Raw genomic sequence first — 18,034 nt, forward strand, 5'->3', positions numbered from 1 at the left:
GCTACTCAGGCGCTTCGTTACTCACTTCATTTGTTACGGCGACTGGCGTGGTCACGGTAAATGAATTAAGTTGCACTTCAAATTGCTCTACGCCTTTTTCACCTTTCCACATACGAACTAGCATGTAGTCCATTTCTGGGGCAAACCAAGCAAGTGCTTGACGTTTATCGTTATCGTATAAACGTTTAACTTTAATTGCTTCTACATTACCAACAGGTAGCGAAATCATTTCTGTGCCGATAACTTCAAAGTCGTAATTGCGAAGGTTGCCTTTTTTATCAATCAATGGATACGATAATTGTGTTTTACCTTGCTTTAGCTCTTCGCGTACTTGCACTTGGTAAGACAGAGAATCTTGAAAATCATCTGACCAATCCAGCTTCAATGGATATTTACTTTCGCTGCTTTGAACTTGCTTTTGCGCTGCATCAAATTTTAAGCTGTATTCTTTATCAGGCCCGGTGCCCGAACGTTCCATGGTGTAACTTAGTGGAGAAATTTTTTGATCATGGTACGTAAATTTAGATGTTTCTTTTCGTGAGTCTGAAAAAATCATCCATTCGATTTCACTGTGATAAGTGATCACGTAGTTACCGTCTGCGGCTTTTTTCAGCTCGCGTACTGCTTTACCATGGGTTTCGCCTTTACGAAGTACATCGTATTTGGCTTCATATTGAGTGAGGTCGCCAGCTAAAACACTGGTAGGAAGTAATAAAGTGCCCACACAAGCGAGTAGGGCACTTAGATTTTTATTCTGGGTAGTGCGCGCCGTGTGCAGGAAGTTTCTTTTCGTCAAAAACTGCATAATCTGCTTCCATCTTGAGTCGTTGTTCACTGAACCACTTGACCACCAATGGATAGATTATATGTTCTTGCTGATGAACACGTTGTGCGAGTGTCTCTGCGGTATCGTTTTCGAGTACCGGCACTTTGGCTTGAAGAACAACGGGACCGCCGTCTAGTTCTTCTGTGACAAAGTGAACACTAACACCATGAACGTCATCGTTTGCATCTATCGCTCGTTGGTGGGTATTCAGCCCTTGGTACTTAGGCAACAAAGAAGGATGAATGTTCAACATTTTTCCCTTAAATTTTTGCACTAAGCTAGGTGTAAGAATACGCATAAAACCAGCTAATACAACTAGATTTGGTTCAAAATTGTCAATAATGTCCATTAACTCAGCATCATAGGCCTCGCGCGAGTCAAAATCTTTATGGCTAAGTACACGTGTTTGTATACCTGCATTTTTTGCTCGCTCAAGGCCATAGGCGTCGGCTTTATTACTAATTACAGCGGCGATTTCGGCCTTTATTTCACCACGCGCACACGCGTCGATGATGGCTTGAAGATTAGAACCGCTACCAGAAATTAATACAACAAGACGACAAGGGGTCATTAGTCACGACCACCTAAAATTTCTACTTGCTCTTCGCCTGCTTTCGCATCTTGGATCTCACCGATATGCCATGCATTTTCGCCAAGATCTTTAAGAATTGTTAAGCTTTGCTCAAGTTTGTCTGCTGGAACAACTAAAATCATACCAACACCACAGTTGAATGTACGGTACATTTCGTGTGTTGTGATGTTGCCGTTTTCTTGTAACCAGTTGAAAACTACAGGCCATTCCCAGCTGTCACCTTTGATCACTGCTTTTGCAGACTCAGGAAGTACGCGCGGGATGTTTTCCCAGAAACCACCACCCGTGATGTGAGATAACGCGTGTACGTCAACCTGCTTGAATAGCTCAAGTAGTTGTTTAACGTAGATGCGAGTTGGCTCTAAAAGGTGATCGCCAAGTGTTTTGCCTTCAAGCTCAGCGCTCGTGTCTGCGCCAGATACTTCAAGAACTTTACGAATTAATGAGAAGCCGTTTGAATGAGGACCACTTGATGCAAGAGCGATTAATTGGTCGCCTGCAGCAACTTTAGTACCGTCGATAATTTTTGATTTTTCTACAACACCAGTACAGAAACCAGCCATGTCGTAGTCTTCGCCGTCGTACATACCTGGCATTTCAGCAGTTTCACCACCGATTAATGCACAGCCAGAAAGCTCACAGCCTTTACCAATACCTGTTACAACATCAGCCGCAGTATCTACGTCTAATTTACCCGTTGCATAGTAATCAAGGAAAAATAGTGGCTCTGCACCTTGTACAATAAGGTCGTTTACACACATAGCAACAAGGTCGATACCCACTGTGTCGTGCTTTTTAAGATCGATTGCTAAACGTAGTTTTGTACCAACACCGTCAGTGCCAGCAACCAGTACAGGCTCTTTATAGCCAGTTGGTAGTTCGCAAAGTGCGCCAAAACCACCGATACCGCCCATTACTTCAGGACGTCTGGTTTTTTTAACTACGCCTTTAATACGCTCAACAAGTGCATTACCGGCATCGATATCTACGCCCGCGTCTTTATAGCTAAGAGACTGTTTTTGTTCGCTCACAGGTTTTCCTCAAAAAAGTTGCATGTGGGTTGCTTAGAAACGCGCGTATTTTACAACAATTGCACTGGCGCGGCTAGTTGAAAAATCACTTTAACCGACTTGACAAGGACAGTTGTCCGGTTTTTTTGCTTTCAAGTAACAAGGCAAAAGTATCAAGCAAATGACCCTTCTACCTTGTAACTAGAAACTTCTTACTATTTGTTAGGCTTTCGCTGTTAAAATAGCGCGAAGAGGGGCAGGGTAACCTTCAATGGTTTTGCTGGTGTCATTTGGGTCTAAAAAGTCGACCAGTGATTCGTTTTCCATCCACTGGGTTTTACGTTGCTCTTCAAGCGTTGTGATTGCACAGTCTTTAACTTGTACATCTTTAAAGCCAACGCGCTCCATCCATAGTTTTAATGCCGCGGTGCTTGGGATAAACCATACATTACGCATTTTCGCATAGCGGTCAGTTGGCACTAAAACTGTGTGCTCATCACCTTCAACAACCAGTGTTTCAAGGACTAACTCACCCCCTGGGCGAAGCTGTGCTTTTAATTGCGCTAAAAAGTCGATAGGTGAGCGACGATGATATAAAACACCCATTGAAAATACTGTATCGAATGCTTTTAGCTCAGGCAGAGCTTCAACACCTAACGGCAATAAATGCACGTTTTCATCTTGGTGATAATGCTTTATCGCTTGGAATTGGCATAAGAACAAATCGGATGGATCAATGCCCACTACAAAATTAGCGCCTTCACCGCGCATGCGCCATAAGTGATAACCCGAGCCACAGCCAATATCAAGCACTGTGCGGCCTTTTAAGGGTTCGATATGAGGCAGTAAACGATCCCATTTCCAATCACTGCGCCACTCAGTATCAATTTCGATACCGTGTAAGCTAAATGGCCCTTTACGCCATGGCATCATGCGCTTTAATAAATGCGTTAACTGTTTTTGCTGACCTTCAGATAGCTCATCACCGGTGCCAATTTGTACTTTATCCTGAAGGTTTACATGGTTTGTGCTTACTTCAGGTAAGTTTTTCAGCACTTTTTGCCATTTTGGTAAATCGCCGTGGCTGGCTTCGAGTTCCCAGTGCTTTAATTGACCAGGCAAAGTTTCGAGCCAGTGACTAAGCGGGCTTTGTGCAATCGCGACGTAAAATTGGTTAAACCATTGAGACATGAAATACTCTTTATATCGTTGTGATGATTACTTGATTGCAATCATCGAGCAGAAGTTAAAACATTGATACCACACTTGTGTTTGGCTAAAACCAATTTCACTTAATCGGTTTAAGTGGGTAGATAAATGATCAGGGCGCATGACATTTTCGATAGCCGTACGCTTTTGGCTGATCTCAAGCTCCGAATAGCCGTTATGACGTTTAAAATCATGGTGTAAATCAATGAGCAAATTATCGCATTGCTCATTTTCACCTCTAATTTTTTCGCTCAGCAGCAAAACACCGCCTGGTTTTAAATTTGCGTAAATCTTTTCAAGCACCGCTTGGCGCTTTTCAGGTGGAATAAACTGTAGTGTAAAGTTCATCGCGACCACAGAGGCATTCTCGATAGCTAAATCGTTGATATCACCTAGTGTAACTGTGACTGGTACTTCAGAGCGAAAACCTTGTAAATGTAATTTACAGCGCTCAACCATCGCTTCTGAGTTATCGACGGCAATAATATTACAGTTATCAGTGCGAATATTACGGCGCATACTTAACGTTACAGCACCAAGAGAACAGCCTAAGTCGTATAGGTTTGAATTGCTTTGCGCGTACTCACCAGCCAGCTTACCCATGGTGCTAACAATAGTTGCATAACCTGGCACCGAGCGCTGGATCATATCAGGGAAAACTTCTACTACATGTTGGTCAAAGCTAAAGTCTTTAACCGCTTGCTCAGTGGCATAAATACTGTCTTTTTGCGTCACGTGAACAGTCTCTTTAAAAAATAATACCGCTATTTTAGCATTTTTAACTGGATAGTCAGTGATAAATTCAGTAGCTTGGCTAGAATTATCAATAACAAGTACAAAAAAGAGAAGTTTAATGACAAAAAGCAAAGTGATCAGTACAGAAGATATCTTATCAACTCTGTGTCATTCAGTGACTGGAGTTCTGTCTTCAGCAAGCGGTAACAGTATTAGTTATTCTGCTATGGTTCAAAAAATCACCCGCACCTGTATGCGCCCAGATATTGGCTGTTTTGTATTGTTCGATGGTGGCTTTACCGGTCTTGTGGTAACAAACTTCACAGCGCAAGCAGCCATGGAAATTTACCATGACTATATGCGTAACATGGGTATGCCTGAGGACGAAATTGCACAAAGCCATTTATCAGATGATGTGGCAAACGTACTCGGCGAGCTGATGAACCAAATCGTTGGTGACTTTACGTCAAAAGTACGCGACCAGCTGCATACTTCAATCACGCAAAACCAACCGAAGATGATGGCGATTAATAAGCAAGTGCAAATCTCTGTCGATACCACTATGGATAGACCACAAGCACGCCGTGTGACCTTCACTACAGCGAAGCAAAATATCTTCTATCTAGAACTGGCAATGGATAAAACTGAATTTATCAAACTACATGATTTTGATATTTCAGAAGCGGTTGACCCAGATGACATCATCGAAAACGAAGCCAAACAAAAAGCTGAAAAGCAAAAAGCATCATCACAAGCAGACGATGCAGATGATGATTTTATGGCAGAGCTTGGTTTGTAACCTAACGACTTGAGCTGTCAGCTATCAGCCGTCAGATAAAACAGAGGCGCGGGTCAGACCGCGCTTTTTTGTTTTTAAAAGGCTATAGAACTTAGTGTTTTATGTTGAGTTTATTTCAACGCTGAAATTCAATTGAGGGGACTAAGCCCTAAGTTTGAAATATGGTTTGCAGCTTTCGTTAAGTTAATGTTTTGGTGTGTAATACATAGATTAATTTATTGAAATAACTCAATAGGCAGTTGAATTGAAATTTAATAGAATATATCAAGATGTTATAGTCGATGAAGTAAAGTTAAAACGCACTGGGAGTGAGTTTCAAGTGTTTGTGACATTCCAAACTCAATCGGAGACTTTACATGTTGTACTTAATGGAGTCCGAGAGATTGATAATATTTCTGATTTGTTAGAGGCAAAACAACTTTGGCTTGAAGATAGCGAATCTAATCAAGCTGAGTATGGAAAATTTAACCTTGGTATTTCACATGAGAGTTACACGGAAATTTGCTTTGACTCATTAGGTTAAGGGCCTTGTAAGCTACCTTGGTATAAAAAATAGTGCTTGGTAGCAATTGCTTACATTCTTAGGTTGAGGAAAATAGTGCTACAAGAATTAGAAAATTGGAGAAATTCAAAATCTAAAATTTTGACAATTGAAAATCTCAAGGTGGTTTTTTCTGCTCAATTGGGTGAGCCAACTAAAGCTCAATACATTGAAATTAAGGGCAATGGCCTTATAGCAAGGGCAACACTTTGGGAAAATGGTAACCTTGTATTAAAAGCAGTTAGTTGTCAGTCTGATAAGCTGGTAATTTTAAAACATCTGAATTCATGTGAGGCATGGCAAATTGACGATGAACTTAACTGGTGGTTGAGTCAAATTGTTATTTACGAACCTTCATAATCGATGTAGTTGAGTAACTAGTCTTGGCTCAAAACTTACAGTTTAAAGCTTTGAACTTAAAGCTCGTTTTAAAGCCTACATTCATCCAATTTATGCTTTACTCATAAAGCCTTAAATGGATTTGATGATTACATGAATTACTTAAAAAACTTTATAACTAAATTTGTTTTCATGATGCAGAAGCGGCCGGGGTTGATGGCGGTGTTAGCTTTTTGCAGTGGTGTGGCAAGCTATGTCTTTGTTGAAAGAAAAGAATCGTTTTCGCAGCTTATCTCTATTTTGTTATTAGTCACTTGGTTGTGGTTGTTAATAGATAACTGGCTAAGAGATAAAGTAGAGGAGCGTTTTGGTGTGGCGGTGTCGCCCAACGTGATGCGATTTGCGCTGCAAGTTGTGCAGCAAGAAAGTTTGTTTTTTGCTTTACCATTTTTCTTGGCGGTGACTACTTGGGACCATGGTCAGGCCGCGTTTACCGCCTTAATTATACTTTGTGCGTTCGTTTCTGTTGTTGACCCCTCTATTACAAAAAGCTTGCAAGGCACAGTGTCTGGTTTAGTGTGTTTCATAGCTTTTCTTTGTTTGTCGTGCTATCGGTTACCTTACCTATTTTATTAAAGTTAACAACCAGCCAAAGTTTTGAAATTGCACTGATCACGGCTGTTATTTTAACGGTCCCTAGTCTTGGCAATTTGATGCCGAATGCAAAATGGTGGCGTTTCCCGCTGTTGGTGTTATTGCTTTGTGCATTAGGTGCTGGGCTTTGGCAATTACGTAGCTTTGTGCCACCTGCGGCACTGCGTTTAACCGATATGAGCATGTCGTATCAGCTTGATGAACAAGCTCGTAAACCGCTTTCGCCAATAACAGAACTCACTGAGCATAGCTTGCATGAAAACGGTCTATATAGTTTTAGTGCGGTAAAAGCACCGCGAGGTTTAAATGAAAAAATCTTCCACGTCTGGGTGCATAATCGAAAAGAAGTTGACCGCATAGCCTTGGATATTTCTGGTGGTCGTAAAGAGGGCTATCGAGCGTGGAGCCATAAAACGAATTTCCCTGCTAATGCTGCAGGAAAATGGGTCGTTAAAGTGGTGACCGAGTCTGGGCAGCTGATAGGGCAAAGAAGGTTTGAGGTTTCAGAAGTTTAGCTGTCAGCTTTCAGCCGTCAGTTTTTAGCTGATCGAGATGGGGGATAGTTATTAGTGTTTTGAACAACAAGAGCTTAACATTCATTCCCCAGGTTTATGTTTTGGATAGCTGATAGATTTAATACGGATTCTTCCCTTCACCTACCAACACACTGAATATTCTTAAGTCCAGTTCTAGTTGATGGTATTGCGGCTCCATATGGCAGCATAATTGGTAAAACGCTTTGTTGTGGTCTTTTTCTTTAAAATGAGCTAGCTCGTGTACGACGAGTGCTTTGAGAAGTGGCTCAGGTGCGCGAAGTAGGTCGCTATTAATGGCAAGGTCGTGTTTTCGGGTTTTACCTTGCATACGGAAAGTATGGGTGCCTAAGGCATTCATGACCATATCGCCTTGTTTTTTGAATGCAGCACGGCCAAATGGCAGGGCATTTTTAAGATAGCGCTTTTTCAGCTCAGTGGCGTAATTGTATAAAGCTTTATCGCTGGTAATGCTATGGGCATCAGGGTATTTGCCCTTTAGGTATTTTGCGGCCCTGTCGCCATTAAATAACTGTAACACTTGCTCAATGATGTGGGGCGGGTAACCTTGAAAATAACGGCTGTAATCTTTCATGTTTTCTCTGATAAATCGGGCGCTAAAATAAACTGCTTTGGCTTGCTTCGCGTTCACCCATAAAAGGCGCAAGCACGGGGTGATTGTAACCTAAATCTTGGCAAAACTGTCTTGCTAAAAGTGGTGACTGGCGATTATCTGCGGTATGAAAAAACAAATAGGGTGATTTACCTTCATCAAGCCATTGCTTTACTTTTTTCAGCCATGGCTGGTAATACGACTTGTATTCATGTTCAAGACTGGCAATCACAAAGCGCAGCATAGGCTGATTTCCTGTTGCAATGGCATGCACAGGTAAATAAGGTTTTTTCTTTTGCGCATCAATGAGTGCATCGGTATCGGCGGGAACAGCAAACAAAGCGCGGGTATCCATGCTGATGCGATCTATATTATTTTCAATTAGCAGCTGATTTAAACGAATCTCAGCATCATCTTTATTAAAAAAGCCGGGGTGACGTACTTCTACACCGTAACTAAGTTGTTTGGGGAGTTGTGCAATAAAATTAGCAAGAAGGGGTAGGGCATCTGGTCCAAAGGCGCGGGGTAGCTGTAACATGATTTGCCCCGTTTTAGCAAAAATTGGCTCAAATAAGTTTAGCCATGCATTAAGCTCACTAGTTATATTCGTCAGTTGTAATTCGTGGCTAAAACGCCGATGAAACTTAAAAGTAAATTTAAAGTCTTCAGGTACCGCATCATGCCAGCGCAATAATGACTCATGACTTGGGTCAGCATAAAAACTGGTGTTGCCTTCGACTGAGTTAAAGCATTGCGCATACTCACTGAGCATGTCGGCGCTTTTACAGTGACTAGAGAGTAAATTTCCTTTCCATGCGGTGCTAGACCACTGCGGACAACCTAAATACAGCATTAAATCAACCAATAAATTTAAACTTTAGCTAGTGTATCAAAAGAAATGTTTGCTCAGAAGTCGGGGTATATATTTAGCCCCCGACAGGCACTGCTGGCACTCGCATTTTGAGATGGTTTGGGTATAATGCTCTGCCTTAAATGATTACTTTGTATAGTGGCTTTTGCTCTCAAAATAGCGAACTCTTAAGAGCAGGCGGCTATAAGTCTTTAACTGACAGGAATACTATGCGCTCTATATATTGCGGACAGCTAAATAAATCTCACGTAGATCAAGAAGTTGAACTATGTGGTTGGATCAACAAACGCCGTGACCTTGGTGGCCTTATCTTCGTCGATTTACGTGACAGAGAAGGTTTAGTACAAGTTGTTTTTGATCCTGAAGTAGAAGGATTAATGGATACTGCGAATAAACTACGTCAAGAGTTTTGTGTGCAGTTAAAAGGTGTTGTTCGCGCACGCCCTGATAGTCAAGTAAATAAAGACATGGCAACAGGTGAAGTTGAAATTTTAGGCACAAGCTTAACTATCATCAACCGTTCAGAGCCATTACCACTTGACTTTAATCAGCAAAACTCTGAAGAGCGCCGCTTAAAATACCGTTACCTAGATTTACGTCGTCTTGAAATGAGCGACCGTATCAAACTTCGTGCAAAAGCGAGCAGCTTTGTGCGTCGTTTCTTAGATGACAACGGTTTCTTAGATATCGAAACACCGGTATTAACAAAAGCAACACCAGAAGGTGCTCGTGACTACTTAGTACCTAGCCGTGTTCATAAAGGTAGCTTCTACGCTTTACCTCAGTCACCACAGTTATTTAAACAATTATTAATGATGTCGGGCTTTGACCGTTACTATCAAATTGTTAAATGTTTCCGTGACGAAGACTTACGTGCTGACCGTCAGCCTGAATTCACACAAATCGATTTAGAGACGTCATTCATGAGCTCTGATCAAGTGCGTGCAATGACTGAAAAAATGATCCGTGAAATGTGGCAATCATTATTAGACGTTGACTTAGGCGACTTCCCAGTAATGCCTTACAGCGAAGCAATGCGTTTATATGGTTCTGATAAACCAGACCTACGTAACCCAATGCAGCTTGTTGACGTTGCTGATTTAGTAAAAGACGTTGAGTTTAAAGTATTCTCTGGTCCTGCTAATGACGAAAAAGGCCGTGTTGCGGTATTAACTGTACCAGGCGGTGCTGAGCTTTCTCGTAAACAAATCGACGATTACACTAAATTCATCGGTATCTATGGCGCGAAAGGCCTAGCATGGATGAAAGTGAACGACCGTGCTGCGGGCGTTGAAGGTGTACAATCACCAATCGCTAAGTTCTTAAACGAAGAAGTGATCAACCAATTACTTGAGCGTACTAACGCACAATCTGGCGACATCATTTTATTTGGTGCTGACAAGCGCAACGTTGTAAACGAAGCAATGGGGGCGTTACGTCTTAAGATTGGTGTTGATTTAGGCATTACTGATCTAGATAGCTGGAAACCATTATGGGTTGTTGACTTCCCGATGTTCGAAGAAGACGACGAAGGTACATTGCATGCGGTTCACCACCCATTCACTGCACCGAAAGGTATTTCTGCCCAAGAGCTTGAAGCAAACCCAGCTGGTGCACTATCAGATGCATACGACATGGTATTAAACGGCTACGAAGTTGGTGGTGGTTCGGTACGTATTCACAATGCAGAAATGCAAGAAACAGCATTCAGAATCTTAGGTATCGAATCGCAAGAGCAACAAGACAAGTTTGGTTTCTTACTTGACGCACTTAAATACGGTACACCACCGCATGCAGGTCTTGCGTTTGGTCTTGATCGCTTAGTTATGCTGTTATGCGGTACTGATAACATTCGTGACGTTATTGCTTTCCCTAAAACAACTCAAGCATCATGTTTATTAACAGATGCACCAAGCAAAGCAAATGCAGATGCATTAACTGAGCTTGCAATTAATGTTGTAGCGAAAGACGCTGAATAATTCATAATAACCTGAATTATAAGACTTAATGAATAATAACCCTAAGGTGTATGCCTTAGGGTTTTTTTGTGTTTAAATAAATATTTAGTATGTTCTTCAAGGAGAGAAAATGAATATTAGTGGAACTTTAATCGGGCAAATAATTGTTATTTTAATCCCACTGTTTGCCGCTATTAGCTATTACTTAGGTAAGCGCAAAACCTCAACACCAATCGTGGTGGCCGTTATTGGTGGGTTACTAGCGCTAATTCCATTGTTTGGTCTTATTTTTATTGCAGTACTTGCGCTTAAAAAAGATATTGAGACCACCGCGTGATCGCAAGCCATTCGCTTTATTTTGAACACACCTTTGAAGTAAACCTAGCAGGGCAAACATTTTCGCATTGTGAATTTGAGCAATGTGAATTTATCGACTGTGACTTTAGCAATAGTCAGTTTGAAAACTGTCGGTTCATAGAGTGTGAGTTTAAAAACTGTAATTTAGCTGCGCTTGGGCTTAGATACACCTCGCTTGAAGAAGTAAGCTTTAAACAGTGTAAATTAACCAGTGTTCGCTTTACTGATGTTGATTGGCCGCTACTCGCCAGCCGTGCCCCAGTGAGTTTTGTGGGCTGTGAACTTAGCCACAGCAGCTTTTTTGAACTTAGTTTAAAGAGTTTAAAAATGCGTAGCTGTTTAGCCAAAGATGTTGATTTTAGACATGCTGATTTATCATCTGCTGATTTTACTGATACGGACTTTCGTGACAGCTTGTTTCAACAAACCAACCTCAGTAAAGCTAATTTTATTGGTGCCAGCCATTTCGCCATTGATGTAACAGTAAACAATATCAGCAAGGCCAAATTTGAACGTTATGCAGCTTTGGATTTATTAGCAGGGCTCGATATAGAGCTGGTGGATTAACTATTTTTGCTTATTAGGGTTAAGGAAAGTTATGGATTTAAGTCCCATCTCTTTGGAAGGTCAATTTGTAAAATTAGTACCGTTAACGCTGGAACATCGTGATGCTTTAGTAAACGCTGCTTCAGATGGAAAGCTTTGGGAGCTGTGGTTTACCTCGGTGCCCAATGAAGAACGTGTTGACGATTACTTAAGTATGGCATTTGAACAACAGTCACTTGGTCGCGCATTACCATTTGCTGTCATCGATAAACACACCGATGAGGTGATAGGCTCAACTCGCTTTTGTAATATCGACAGTAAAAACCACCGTTTAGAAATTGGCTATACCTGGTATGCCAAGCGCTTTCAGCGAACTGGGGTTAATACTGAGTGTAAAAAACTGCTACTGAGTTATGCATTTGAAACACTTAATGTGATTGCTGTTGAGTTTCGTACCCATTGGCATAATCAAGCTTCGCGCAATGCCATTGCTCGCTTAGGGGCGAAACAAGATGGGGTTCTTCGTAATCACCAAATTATGGCCGATGGATGCGTCCGCGATACTGTGGTGTTTTCAATTATTGATGGTGAGTGGCCGATGGTTAAACGTAGCCTAGAATTCAAATTAGCGCAGTTATAAAATGATAGATATTAAAAAGGCGGCGCTAATGCTCGCTTTAACTCTAAGCGGGCAAACAGCCCTTGCAAATCAAACACAGACACTGTTTGATACTGAGCGCACCCGCCATATTCCGATGACCATTACAGTAGCCGATAGCGAATGCACGATAAAGAAAAAATGCCCAGTGGCGTTTATTGGAGCAGGCTATGGCATGGCGCATACAGACTATCAATTTGCCCAGCAGGCCTTTCATCAGCATGGTTATTTAACGGTTGAAGTGGCTCATGAGTTAAAAGGTGATCCGAGTTTAAACCTTGAGCCACCCTACATGACCACACGCATGGAAAACTGGCACCGTGGTGTACAAACCCTTGAATTTTTAGCCGTAGAACTTGCAAAGCGTTATCCTGCGTATGACTTTAATCAGCTCACTTTATTTGGGCACTCAAATGGGGGAGATATTGCAGCATTATATGCCGCTATTTATCCCGCTAAGGTAGCTAGGCTGATCACCCTTGATCACCGCCGTATGCTGATCCCGCGAAACAAAAATATTGCTGTACTGACACTACGCGGTAGCGATTTTCCAGCAGATGACAACGTATTGCTAACGCCGCAAGAGCTCGCAGTATACCCAGTGACGCAAATTAAGCTTAAAGATTCGCGCCATAGCGACATGTATGATGGTGGCCCAAAAGCGCTTGTAGCACGCATGAGTAAAGAACTTAACGCGTTTTTATCTCGCTTTTGATGCTCAGCTAAAACTGGGCATTAATATCCGTGCGAAAATTAAAATAGCCCATCTCGACAAGGTTGTTATACACACCCTCAATATTTAGTGGTAGCCATTGCTGGTACATTTTTAAATGGCTGTATTGTGGCAAGCTTATTTCTTTTTGTAAGGTCGCAAGGTTCTTACCTTTTAACATGCCATCGCGCACGGTAGTGTGTAAGTCTTGAATATAGTGTAAGTACGAGACAACATCATCGCGGTTGCCAGTATCTGCATGGCCACCTATAAATGCAGCAAATGTGGGTTCATTTAACACCGCTTTAGTTGAATGCAGCATGCCGTTAATATCGTAACCAATCAGATTTTTATATGGCATGCGGCCAAGTACAATCCAATCAACAACATAAAGTACATTGGCAGGCATAAAACGCATACTGACATTACCACGGCCATTATTGGGCCCATAATATTTCAGTTGCACGTAGCTATCACCTAAATCGACTTTGAGTGTATCGGTAAATGTAAGATCAGGCAGGGCAGTAGGCACTTTATTTAATTTAAGGTCCTCAGCTGCAAATTGATGAGCGACGACCGTTGTGTTGTTATCGATTAGCTCATTACCGCCCATTGCATGGTCAACATGGCTATGGCTGTACAACATGTACTTGATATCGGCGTTAAAGGTTTTTTTGATATAGCTTTTTAAGTATTTTGCGGCATCGCTATTAATAGGAACAGTCACCAAGGCAAGGTTATCAACAATCATAAAAGCGCTGTGGTAATGGCCAGCACTAAAGCGATATACGTTGTCTTTAATATTTTCGACTTTATAGTTTGCTGGTTCTGCACAGATGGCCTGATTGGTAACGAATATGAGCGCACTGAAAAGTAAGATTTGCAGACTTTTGAACATTAGCGATCCTTTAGCGTTGAAATGTGTCTAACTAACCATATCAAAGTTTAGCTAATAGTACATATTATACTACTTAAAGGCTTAGTTGATCTGCATCAAAGTTAAGGAGCTAAGCAAGGTAGGGCGGACATAAGTCCTTATGTTTTTGCCTGTGTTTCTCTATCCTCGCGAAGCGCTATAATGAAGAAATGCTATGCTTAGCACAGACTTCTAGAACCTTATTCACTGGAAAAGACAAATGCAACATTTACCTACCGTTGATTATAAAGCGAGCGATGCGGCCGCTCAATTTGTTGAGTCACTAAGAAACACAGGTTTCGGTGTATTAAAAAATCACCCAATTCCTCAGTCATTAGTTGAGTCTATTTACAAAAATTGGCAAGAATTCTTTAATTCTGAGCAAAAGCACGAGTTTTTATTTTCAAAAGAAACACAAGATGGTTACTTCCCACCATCAGTGTCAGAAGTTGCAAAAGGCTTTACCGTTAAAGATATTAAAGAGTACTACCACGTTTATCCAAAAGGTCGTGTTCCAGCACAGCTAGAAGAAGAAATTCGTGAGTACTACCGCTTAGCGAATGAGTTTGCAGCAACATTATTAAGCTGGGTTCAAGCTGAAGCACCAGAAGAGGTGCGTGCTAAGTTCTCTATCGACCTTAAAGATATGATTGCTAACTCTGAGCAAACACTCCTGCGTATTCTGCATTACCCTCCAATGACAGGTGATGAAGAGCCAGGTGCAATCCGTGCAGCAGCGCATGGTGACATCAACTTACTAACTGTGTTACCTGCGGCAAATGAGCCTGGTTTACAAGTACAAAAAACAGATGGTGGTTGGTTAGACGTACCATGTGATTTTGGTAACCTGATCATCAATATTGGTGACATGTTACAAGAAGCGTCAGGTGGTTACTTCCCATCAACGATTCACCGCGTGATCAACCCAACGGGTAAAGCGTCAACAAAATCACGTATTTCGTTACCACTATTCTTACACCCGCGTCCTGATGTTGTGCTTTCTGAGCGCTACACAGCAGACAGCTACTTACAAGAGCGTTTACGCGAACTTGGTGTTAAGTAAAGATTAGCTATAAGAATAAAGCGGCATTTGAGCCGCTTTTTTTATGCCTTAAATAAATCGGCTAAGTTCACTATTAAGTACTAGTTTGCAAATAATTCCATGCATTATTGACTATCCTAGGTATAATGCGCGCACTTCGCCGAATCGGCTGAATTTTTTAAAGAGAGATAGTATGAGTTTTGATGGGTTAGGTTTATCACCAGCTTTAGTAAATGCAGTTTTAGAAAAGGGCTATGAAGCGCCTACGCCTATTCAATCACAAGCTATCCCTGCGATCATTGAAGGCCGTGATGTTATGGCCGCGACGCAAACTGGCACAGGTAAAACAGCAGGTTTTACACTGCCGTTAATCGAGCGTTTGTCAAAGGGCCCTAAAGCGGGTGGCAACAAAGTACGCGCATTAGTATTGGCTCCAACTCGCGAGCTGGCTCTACAAGTAAGCGAAAATGTTGAGCAATATGCTAAGCATTCAAATGTTAGCTCATTTGTTGTTTATGGTGGCGTTAAAATTAACCCACAAATGATGCGCCTTCGTAAAGGTGTTGATATTTTAGTGGCCACGCCGGGTCGTTTATTAGACCTGCACAATCAAAATGCTGTTAAGTTTGATGATTTAGAAGTGCTGATCCTTGATGAAGCAGACCGTATGCTTGATATGGGCTTTATTCATGACATCAAACGTATCATTGCTAAATTGCCTGCTAAACGTCAAAACCTGATGTTCTCAGCGACGTTCTCTGATGAAATTCGTGAACTTGCAAAAGGGCTCATTAACGACCCCGTTGAAATTTCAGTCGCGGCAAAAAACACCACAGCTAAAACGGTTACTCAATCTGTTTATGCGCTAGATAAATCACGTAAAACAGCATTGCTTAGCCACCTGATCCGTACTAACGATTGGCAGCAAGTATTAGTATTTTGCCGTACTAAGCATGGTGCGAATCGTTTAGTTAAGCAGCTTGAACGCGATGATATTGTCGGCGCTGCCATTCACGGGAATAAATCGCAAGGCGCTCGCGTTAAAGCACTCGAAGGCTTTAAATCGGGTGAAGTGCGCGTACTAGTCGCAACCGATATCGTTGCCCGTGGTCTTGATATTGTTGAGCTACCTCACGTTGTTAACTACGATCTACCGAATATTTATGAAGATTACGTACACCGTATTGGCCGTACAGGCCGAGCGGGTGCATCAGGTCATGCTATTTCGTTTGTAACAGTAGATGATGCCGACGATTTATATGGTATTGAGCGCTTTATTGGTGAGCTTATTCCGCGTGCAACCGAAGCAGGTTTTGAGCCAAGCAAACCGGTTGCTGAAAAGCCGCTAGATACGCGTCCAATCAAGCCGAAAAAGCCAAAGAAACCGAAAAAGCCAAAAGCACCAGCTCAAGATGGTCAAGGTGCAGCAAAACCTGCACAAAAGCCAAAACCTAAATCGCAAAAGCGTCCTTCACAAGGTAAGTGGCAGGGTAAGGGTAAAGAGCAAAGCCAAAACCAAAAAGGCGCTAACAACGGGAATAAATCAAATAACACCAAACCAGCAGGTAATAAACCTGCGGGTAATCGTCAGCGTGTATCGGGGCCATCTCGCCCAAGACGTAAGCCTGCTGCGGATAGTTAATAGCAGTAAAAACAAAAAACGCGCAATTGCGCGTTTTTTGTTTTTCTAAGCGATTAAACGAGTTTAATGCAATATAAGGTGGCGACACCAATAAAGAGTGTCACGGTGACACTTAACAAAGTGCCCAGCATGACATACTCAGTAAGTTGTTTTTCGCTACTTTCTTTTAAATCACCGAATCGAAAGATAGATTTGGCCGCCAGTAGAAAGCCCACGCCGCCGTATTCACCTAACAAGATAAAGCTCAACATTAACACTCGCTCGAGCAAGCCAATAAAATGTCCCGCGGCAGGAATACTGCCTTCATTGTTTATCTGAATATTGATTTTCTCTAGCATCATGCGAATAAACACAGAGCTTGGGTTAAGCACTAATATATAAGCTGCAATAACAAACAATGTATCGAGGGCAATCAGCTTTTGCCACGCTAAGCTATAAAATTCATTCTTATCACTAAGCCAAACGCTTAGCATTATAATCACAACAAGATGCGCCAACTGGTCGAGTAAAAACGGCACTACGCCTTTACTTGAATATGACTTTGCCAAGTCGATAACATAGTGGCTTAGCATAATCCCAACCGTTGCTAACAATACACGAGAGAGCTCTTGCCAGCCGTAGGTGTATTCCCACAGTGTGAGCACAGCTAAAGAGGTCACGCCGTGTGTTAATACGTGCAAATAGAGTTTACTAGCACGAAAGTGACGGTTGTTTCTGTCTTGTACCCAGCTCATCGGCTGCCAATAAAAGTCTGCAAGTAAGTGGCCCAGTACTAATGCGGTGAGTAATAGAGCAAAACTGGTCATAACAATCCTTTGAGTGTGGTTTGGCTGTAATTTATAAAGCGCTCGATAAGTTGATAATGAGCTAGGTTGAGTAACTTAGTGACATTCTCTCGGCTTGTATTAAGCTCTTTGGCAAGCTCTGCATGGCTGTTGTTCTCGGCGGTTAAATAATAAAACAGGGCATTGGCCTGCTTTTGACTCATTTTTTCAAGCAGGACTTCGACAAGCGCAATATTAAGCGCAAAGGCTTCTTCAAGGGTGTTATTTTCAATATTTAACACTAAGCGTTGCTGGCTCATGTTATCTAAACCACGGCCAGATAAGGTATAAGCACTGCCTGTGGCTGTTTTAATATCGGCGCGGGGGTTGTCGAGTGAGCCAATGGCTAAGCTTTGTCGCAGCTCGTAATTGGCTGCTTTCATTTGCAAATACAACAAGATGGCTGCATGACATACAAGCTCTGGCTCTGTTAGCTGTATTTGCAACGCATCACCTCGGTAAATGGTAAAGCTTGCATTAAAGCGCTTTGCAACAAAGCGCAAGCTTTGATCAAGCTGATAAAGCATGGCGTCGTATTCTTGCTGTGGAATTTTTTGTGATTTAATTAAATCACCGCTGATCACCGCAATCATTATGATCCCTTAGATTAAGTAACTTAATTTAGTTACATCGCGATAAGTAACCAAATTTGGTTAC

Annotated in this window: 20 protein-coding genes and 1 pseudogene; 11 read left to right on the top strand and 10 right to left on the bottom strand. The window is 41.9% G+C overall.

The annotated features are described in order from the left end of the window. Position 1 precedes the first annotated feature (1 nt). The 5 genes from P4S60_RS05905 to cmoA all read right to left on the bottom strand — a co-directional run bounded on the left by P4S60_RS05905 (position 2) and on the right by cmoA (position 4,372). Positions 2-805, bottom strand: a complete 804-nt coding sequence (locus tag P4S60_RS05905) for a DUF3108 domain-containing protein (protein WP_337115334.1) — start codon at positions 803-805, stop codon at positions 2-4. Then, positions 750-1,397, bottom strand: coding sequence for a phosphoribosylglycinamide formyltransferase (gene purN / locus P4S60_RS05910; RefSeq protein ID WP_337115335.1), 648 nt, complete (start codon positions 1,395-1,397; stop codon positions 750-752). Before purN ends, P4S60_RS05905 begins: the two co-directional genes overlap by 56 nt. Further along, positions 1,397-2,449, bottom strand: coding sequence for a phosphoribosylformylglycinamidine cyclo-ligase (gene purM, locus P4S60_RS05915; protein ID WP_063705981.1), 1,053 nt, complete (start codon positions 2,447-2,449; stop codon positions 1,397-1,399). The genes purN and purM overlap by 1 nt, the downstream gene beginning before the upstream one ends. A gap of 201 nt (positions 2,450-2,650) precedes the next feature. Next, positions 2,651-3,619, bottom strand: coding sequence for a tRNA 5-methoxyuridine(34)/uridine 5-oxyacetic acid(34) synthase CmoB (gene cmoB / locus P4S60_RS05920; RefSeq protein WP_337115336.1), 969 nt, complete (start codon positions 3,617-3,619; stop codon positions 2,651-2,653). Positions 3,620-3,646: 27 nt separating this feature from the next. Beyond that, entirely contained in the window at positions 3,647-4,372 is a 726-nt protein-coding gene (cmoA, locus tag P4S60_RS05925) for a carboxy-S-adenosyl-L-methionine synthase CmoA (RefSeq protein ID WP_058585302.1), read from the bottom strand. A 118-nt stretch (positions 4,373-4,490) separates the two neighbouring features. On the opposite strand from cmoA, the gene P4S60_RS05930 reads away from it, so the two are divergent. From P4S60_RS05930 to P4S60_RS05945, 4 genes and pseudogenes are all read left to right on the top strand, one after another. Next, positions 4,491-5,171 carry a DUF3334 family protein gene (locus P4S60_RS05930; protein WP_054561772.1) on the top strand — a complete coding sequence of 227 codons (681 nt, stop codon included), beginning with the start codon at positions 4,491-4,493 and terminating at the stop codon, positions 5,169-5,171. A 244-nt stretch (positions 5,172-5,415) separates the two neighbouring features. Next, on the top strand, positions 5,416-5,694 hold the full coding sequence (locus P4S60_RS05935) for a hypothetical protein (protein WP_337115338.1): 279 nt from the start codon (positions 5,416-5,418) through the stop codon (positions 5,692-5,694). Between the two features lie 75 nt (positions 5,695-5,769). Then, a complete protein-coding gene (locus tag P4S60_RS05940) occupies positions 5,770-6,072 on the top strand; it encodes an immunity protein TriTu family protein (RefSeq protein ID WP_337115339.1) in 303 nt (100 codons plus the stop codon). A 132-nt stretch (positions 6,073-6,204) separates the two neighbouring features. Then, a pseudogene (locus P4S60_RS05945) lies at positions 6,205-7,220 on the top strand (DUF5924 family protein). 118 nt (positions 7,221-7,338) lie between these two features. On the opposite strand, the gene P4S60_RS05950 reads toward P4S60_RS05945, so the two are convergent. Further along, positions 7,339-7,833 carry a M48 metallopeptidase family protein gene (locus P4S60_RS05950; RefSeq protein WP_337115340.1) on the bottom strand — a complete coding sequence of 165 codons (495 nt, stop codon included), beginning with the start codon at positions 7,831-7,833 and terminating at the stop codon, positions 7,339-7,341. A gap of 22 nt (positions 7,834-7,855) precedes the next feature. Further along, the gene (locus tag P4S60_RS05955) at positions 7,856-8,704 is read right to left on the bottom strand and encodes a DUF72 domain-containing protein (RefSeq protein ID WP_166339428.1); all 849 of its coding nucleotides are present in this window, start codon (positions 8,702-8,704) and stop codon (positions 7,856-7,858) included. A gap of 227 nt (positions 8,705-8,931) precedes the next feature. Here P4S60_RS05955 and aspS point away from each other — a divergent pair, with 227 nt between their 5' ends. The 5 genes from aspS (at position 8,932) to P4S60_RS05980 (ending at position 12,956) form a co-directional block, all read left to right on the top strand. Then, positions 8,932-10,701 carry an aspartate--tRNA ligase gene (gene aspS / locus P4S60_RS05960; protein WP_337115341.1) on the top strand — a complete coding sequence of 590 codons (1,770 nt, stop codon included), beginning with the start codon at positions 8,932-8,934 and terminating at the stop codon, positions 10,699-10,701. A gap of 109 nt (positions 10,702-10,810) precedes the next feature. After that, the gene (locus P4S60_RS05965) at positions 10,811-11,017 is read left to right on the top strand and encodes a hypothetical protein (protein ID WP_337115342.1); all 207 of its coding nucleotides are present in this window, start codon (positions 10,811-10,813) and stop codon (positions 11,015-11,017) included. Then, on the top strand, positions 11,014-11,604 hold the full coding sequence (locus P4S60_RS05970; RefSeq protein ID WP_337115343.1) for a pentapeptide repeat-containing protein: 591 nt from the start codon (positions 11,014-11,016) through the stop codon (positions 11,602-11,604). The genes P4S60_RS05965 and P4S60_RS05970 overlap by 4 nt, the downstream gene beginning before the upstream one ends. A 31-nt stretch (positions 11,605-11,635) precedes the next feature. After that, positions 11,636-12,223, top strand: coding sequence for a GNAT family N-acetyltransferase (locus P4S60_RS05975; protein WP_337115344.1), 588 nt, complete (start codon positions 11,636-11,638; stop codon positions 12,221-12,223). A 28-nt stretch (positions 12,224-12,251) separates the two neighbouring features. After that, positions 12,252-12,956: an alpha/beta hydrolase gene (locus tag P4S60_RS05980; protein ID WP_337115345.1), complete on the top strand. Its 705-nt coding sequence runs from the start codon at positions 12,252-12,254 to the stop codon at positions 12,954-12,956. Between the two features lie 7 nt (positions 12,957-12,963). Here P4S60_RS05980 and P4S60_RS05985 read toward each other — a convergent pair whose 3' ends face one another. Continuing rightward, on the bottom strand, positions 12,964-13,851 hold the full coding sequence (locus P4S60_RS05985; RefSeq protein WP_337115346.1) for an MBL fold metallo-hydrolase: 888 nt from the start codon (positions 13,849-13,851) through the stop codon (positions 12,964-12,966). A 238-nt stretch (positions 13,852-14,089) separates the two neighbouring features. Here P4S60_RS05985 and P4S60_RS05990 point away from each other — a divergent pair, with 238 nt between their 5' ends. Then, positions 14,090-14,932 (top strand): isopenicillin N synthase family dioxygenase, encoded by an 843-nt coding sequence (locus tag P4S60_RS05990; protein WP_054551580.1) that lies wholly within the window; start codon positions 14,090-14,092, stop codon positions 14,930-14,932. Positions 14,933-15,104: 172 nt separating this feature from the next. Next, positions 15,105-16,553 carry a DEAD/DEAH box helicase gene (locus P4S60_RS05995; protein WP_337115347.1) on the top strand — a complete coding sequence of 483 codons (1,449 nt, stop codon included), beginning with the start codon at positions 15,105-15,107 and terminating at the stop codon, positions 16,551-16,553. A gap of 53 nt (positions 16,554-16,606) precedes the next feature. Here P4S60_RS05995 and P4S60_RS06000 read toward each other — a convergent pair whose 3' ends face one another. Together P4S60_RS06000 and P4S60_RS06005 are read right to left on the bottom strand one after the other, a co-directional pair. Next, positions 16,607-17,359: a DUF3307 domain-containing protein gene (locus P4S60_RS06000; RefSeq protein ID WP_337115348.1), complete on the bottom strand. Its 753-nt coding sequence runs from the start codon at positions 17,357-17,359 to the stop codon at positions 16,607-16,609. Beyond that, a complete protein-coding gene (locus P4S60_RS06005) occupies positions 17,356-17,970 on the bottom strand; it encodes a hypothetical protein (protein ID WP_337115349.1) in 615 nt (204 codons plus the stop codon). Before P4S60_RS06005 ends, P4S60_RS06000 begins: the two co-directional genes overlap by 4 nt. Positions 17,971-18,034: the final 64 nt, after the last annotated feature.

This window comes from Pseudoalteromonas sp. Hal040, from assembly GCF_037162425.1.
In the GTDB taxonomy this organism is placed as follows: domain Bacteria; phylum Pseudomonadota; class Gammaproteobacteria; order Enterobacterales; family Alteromonadaceae; genus Pseudoalteromonas; species Pseudoalteromonas gelatinilytica.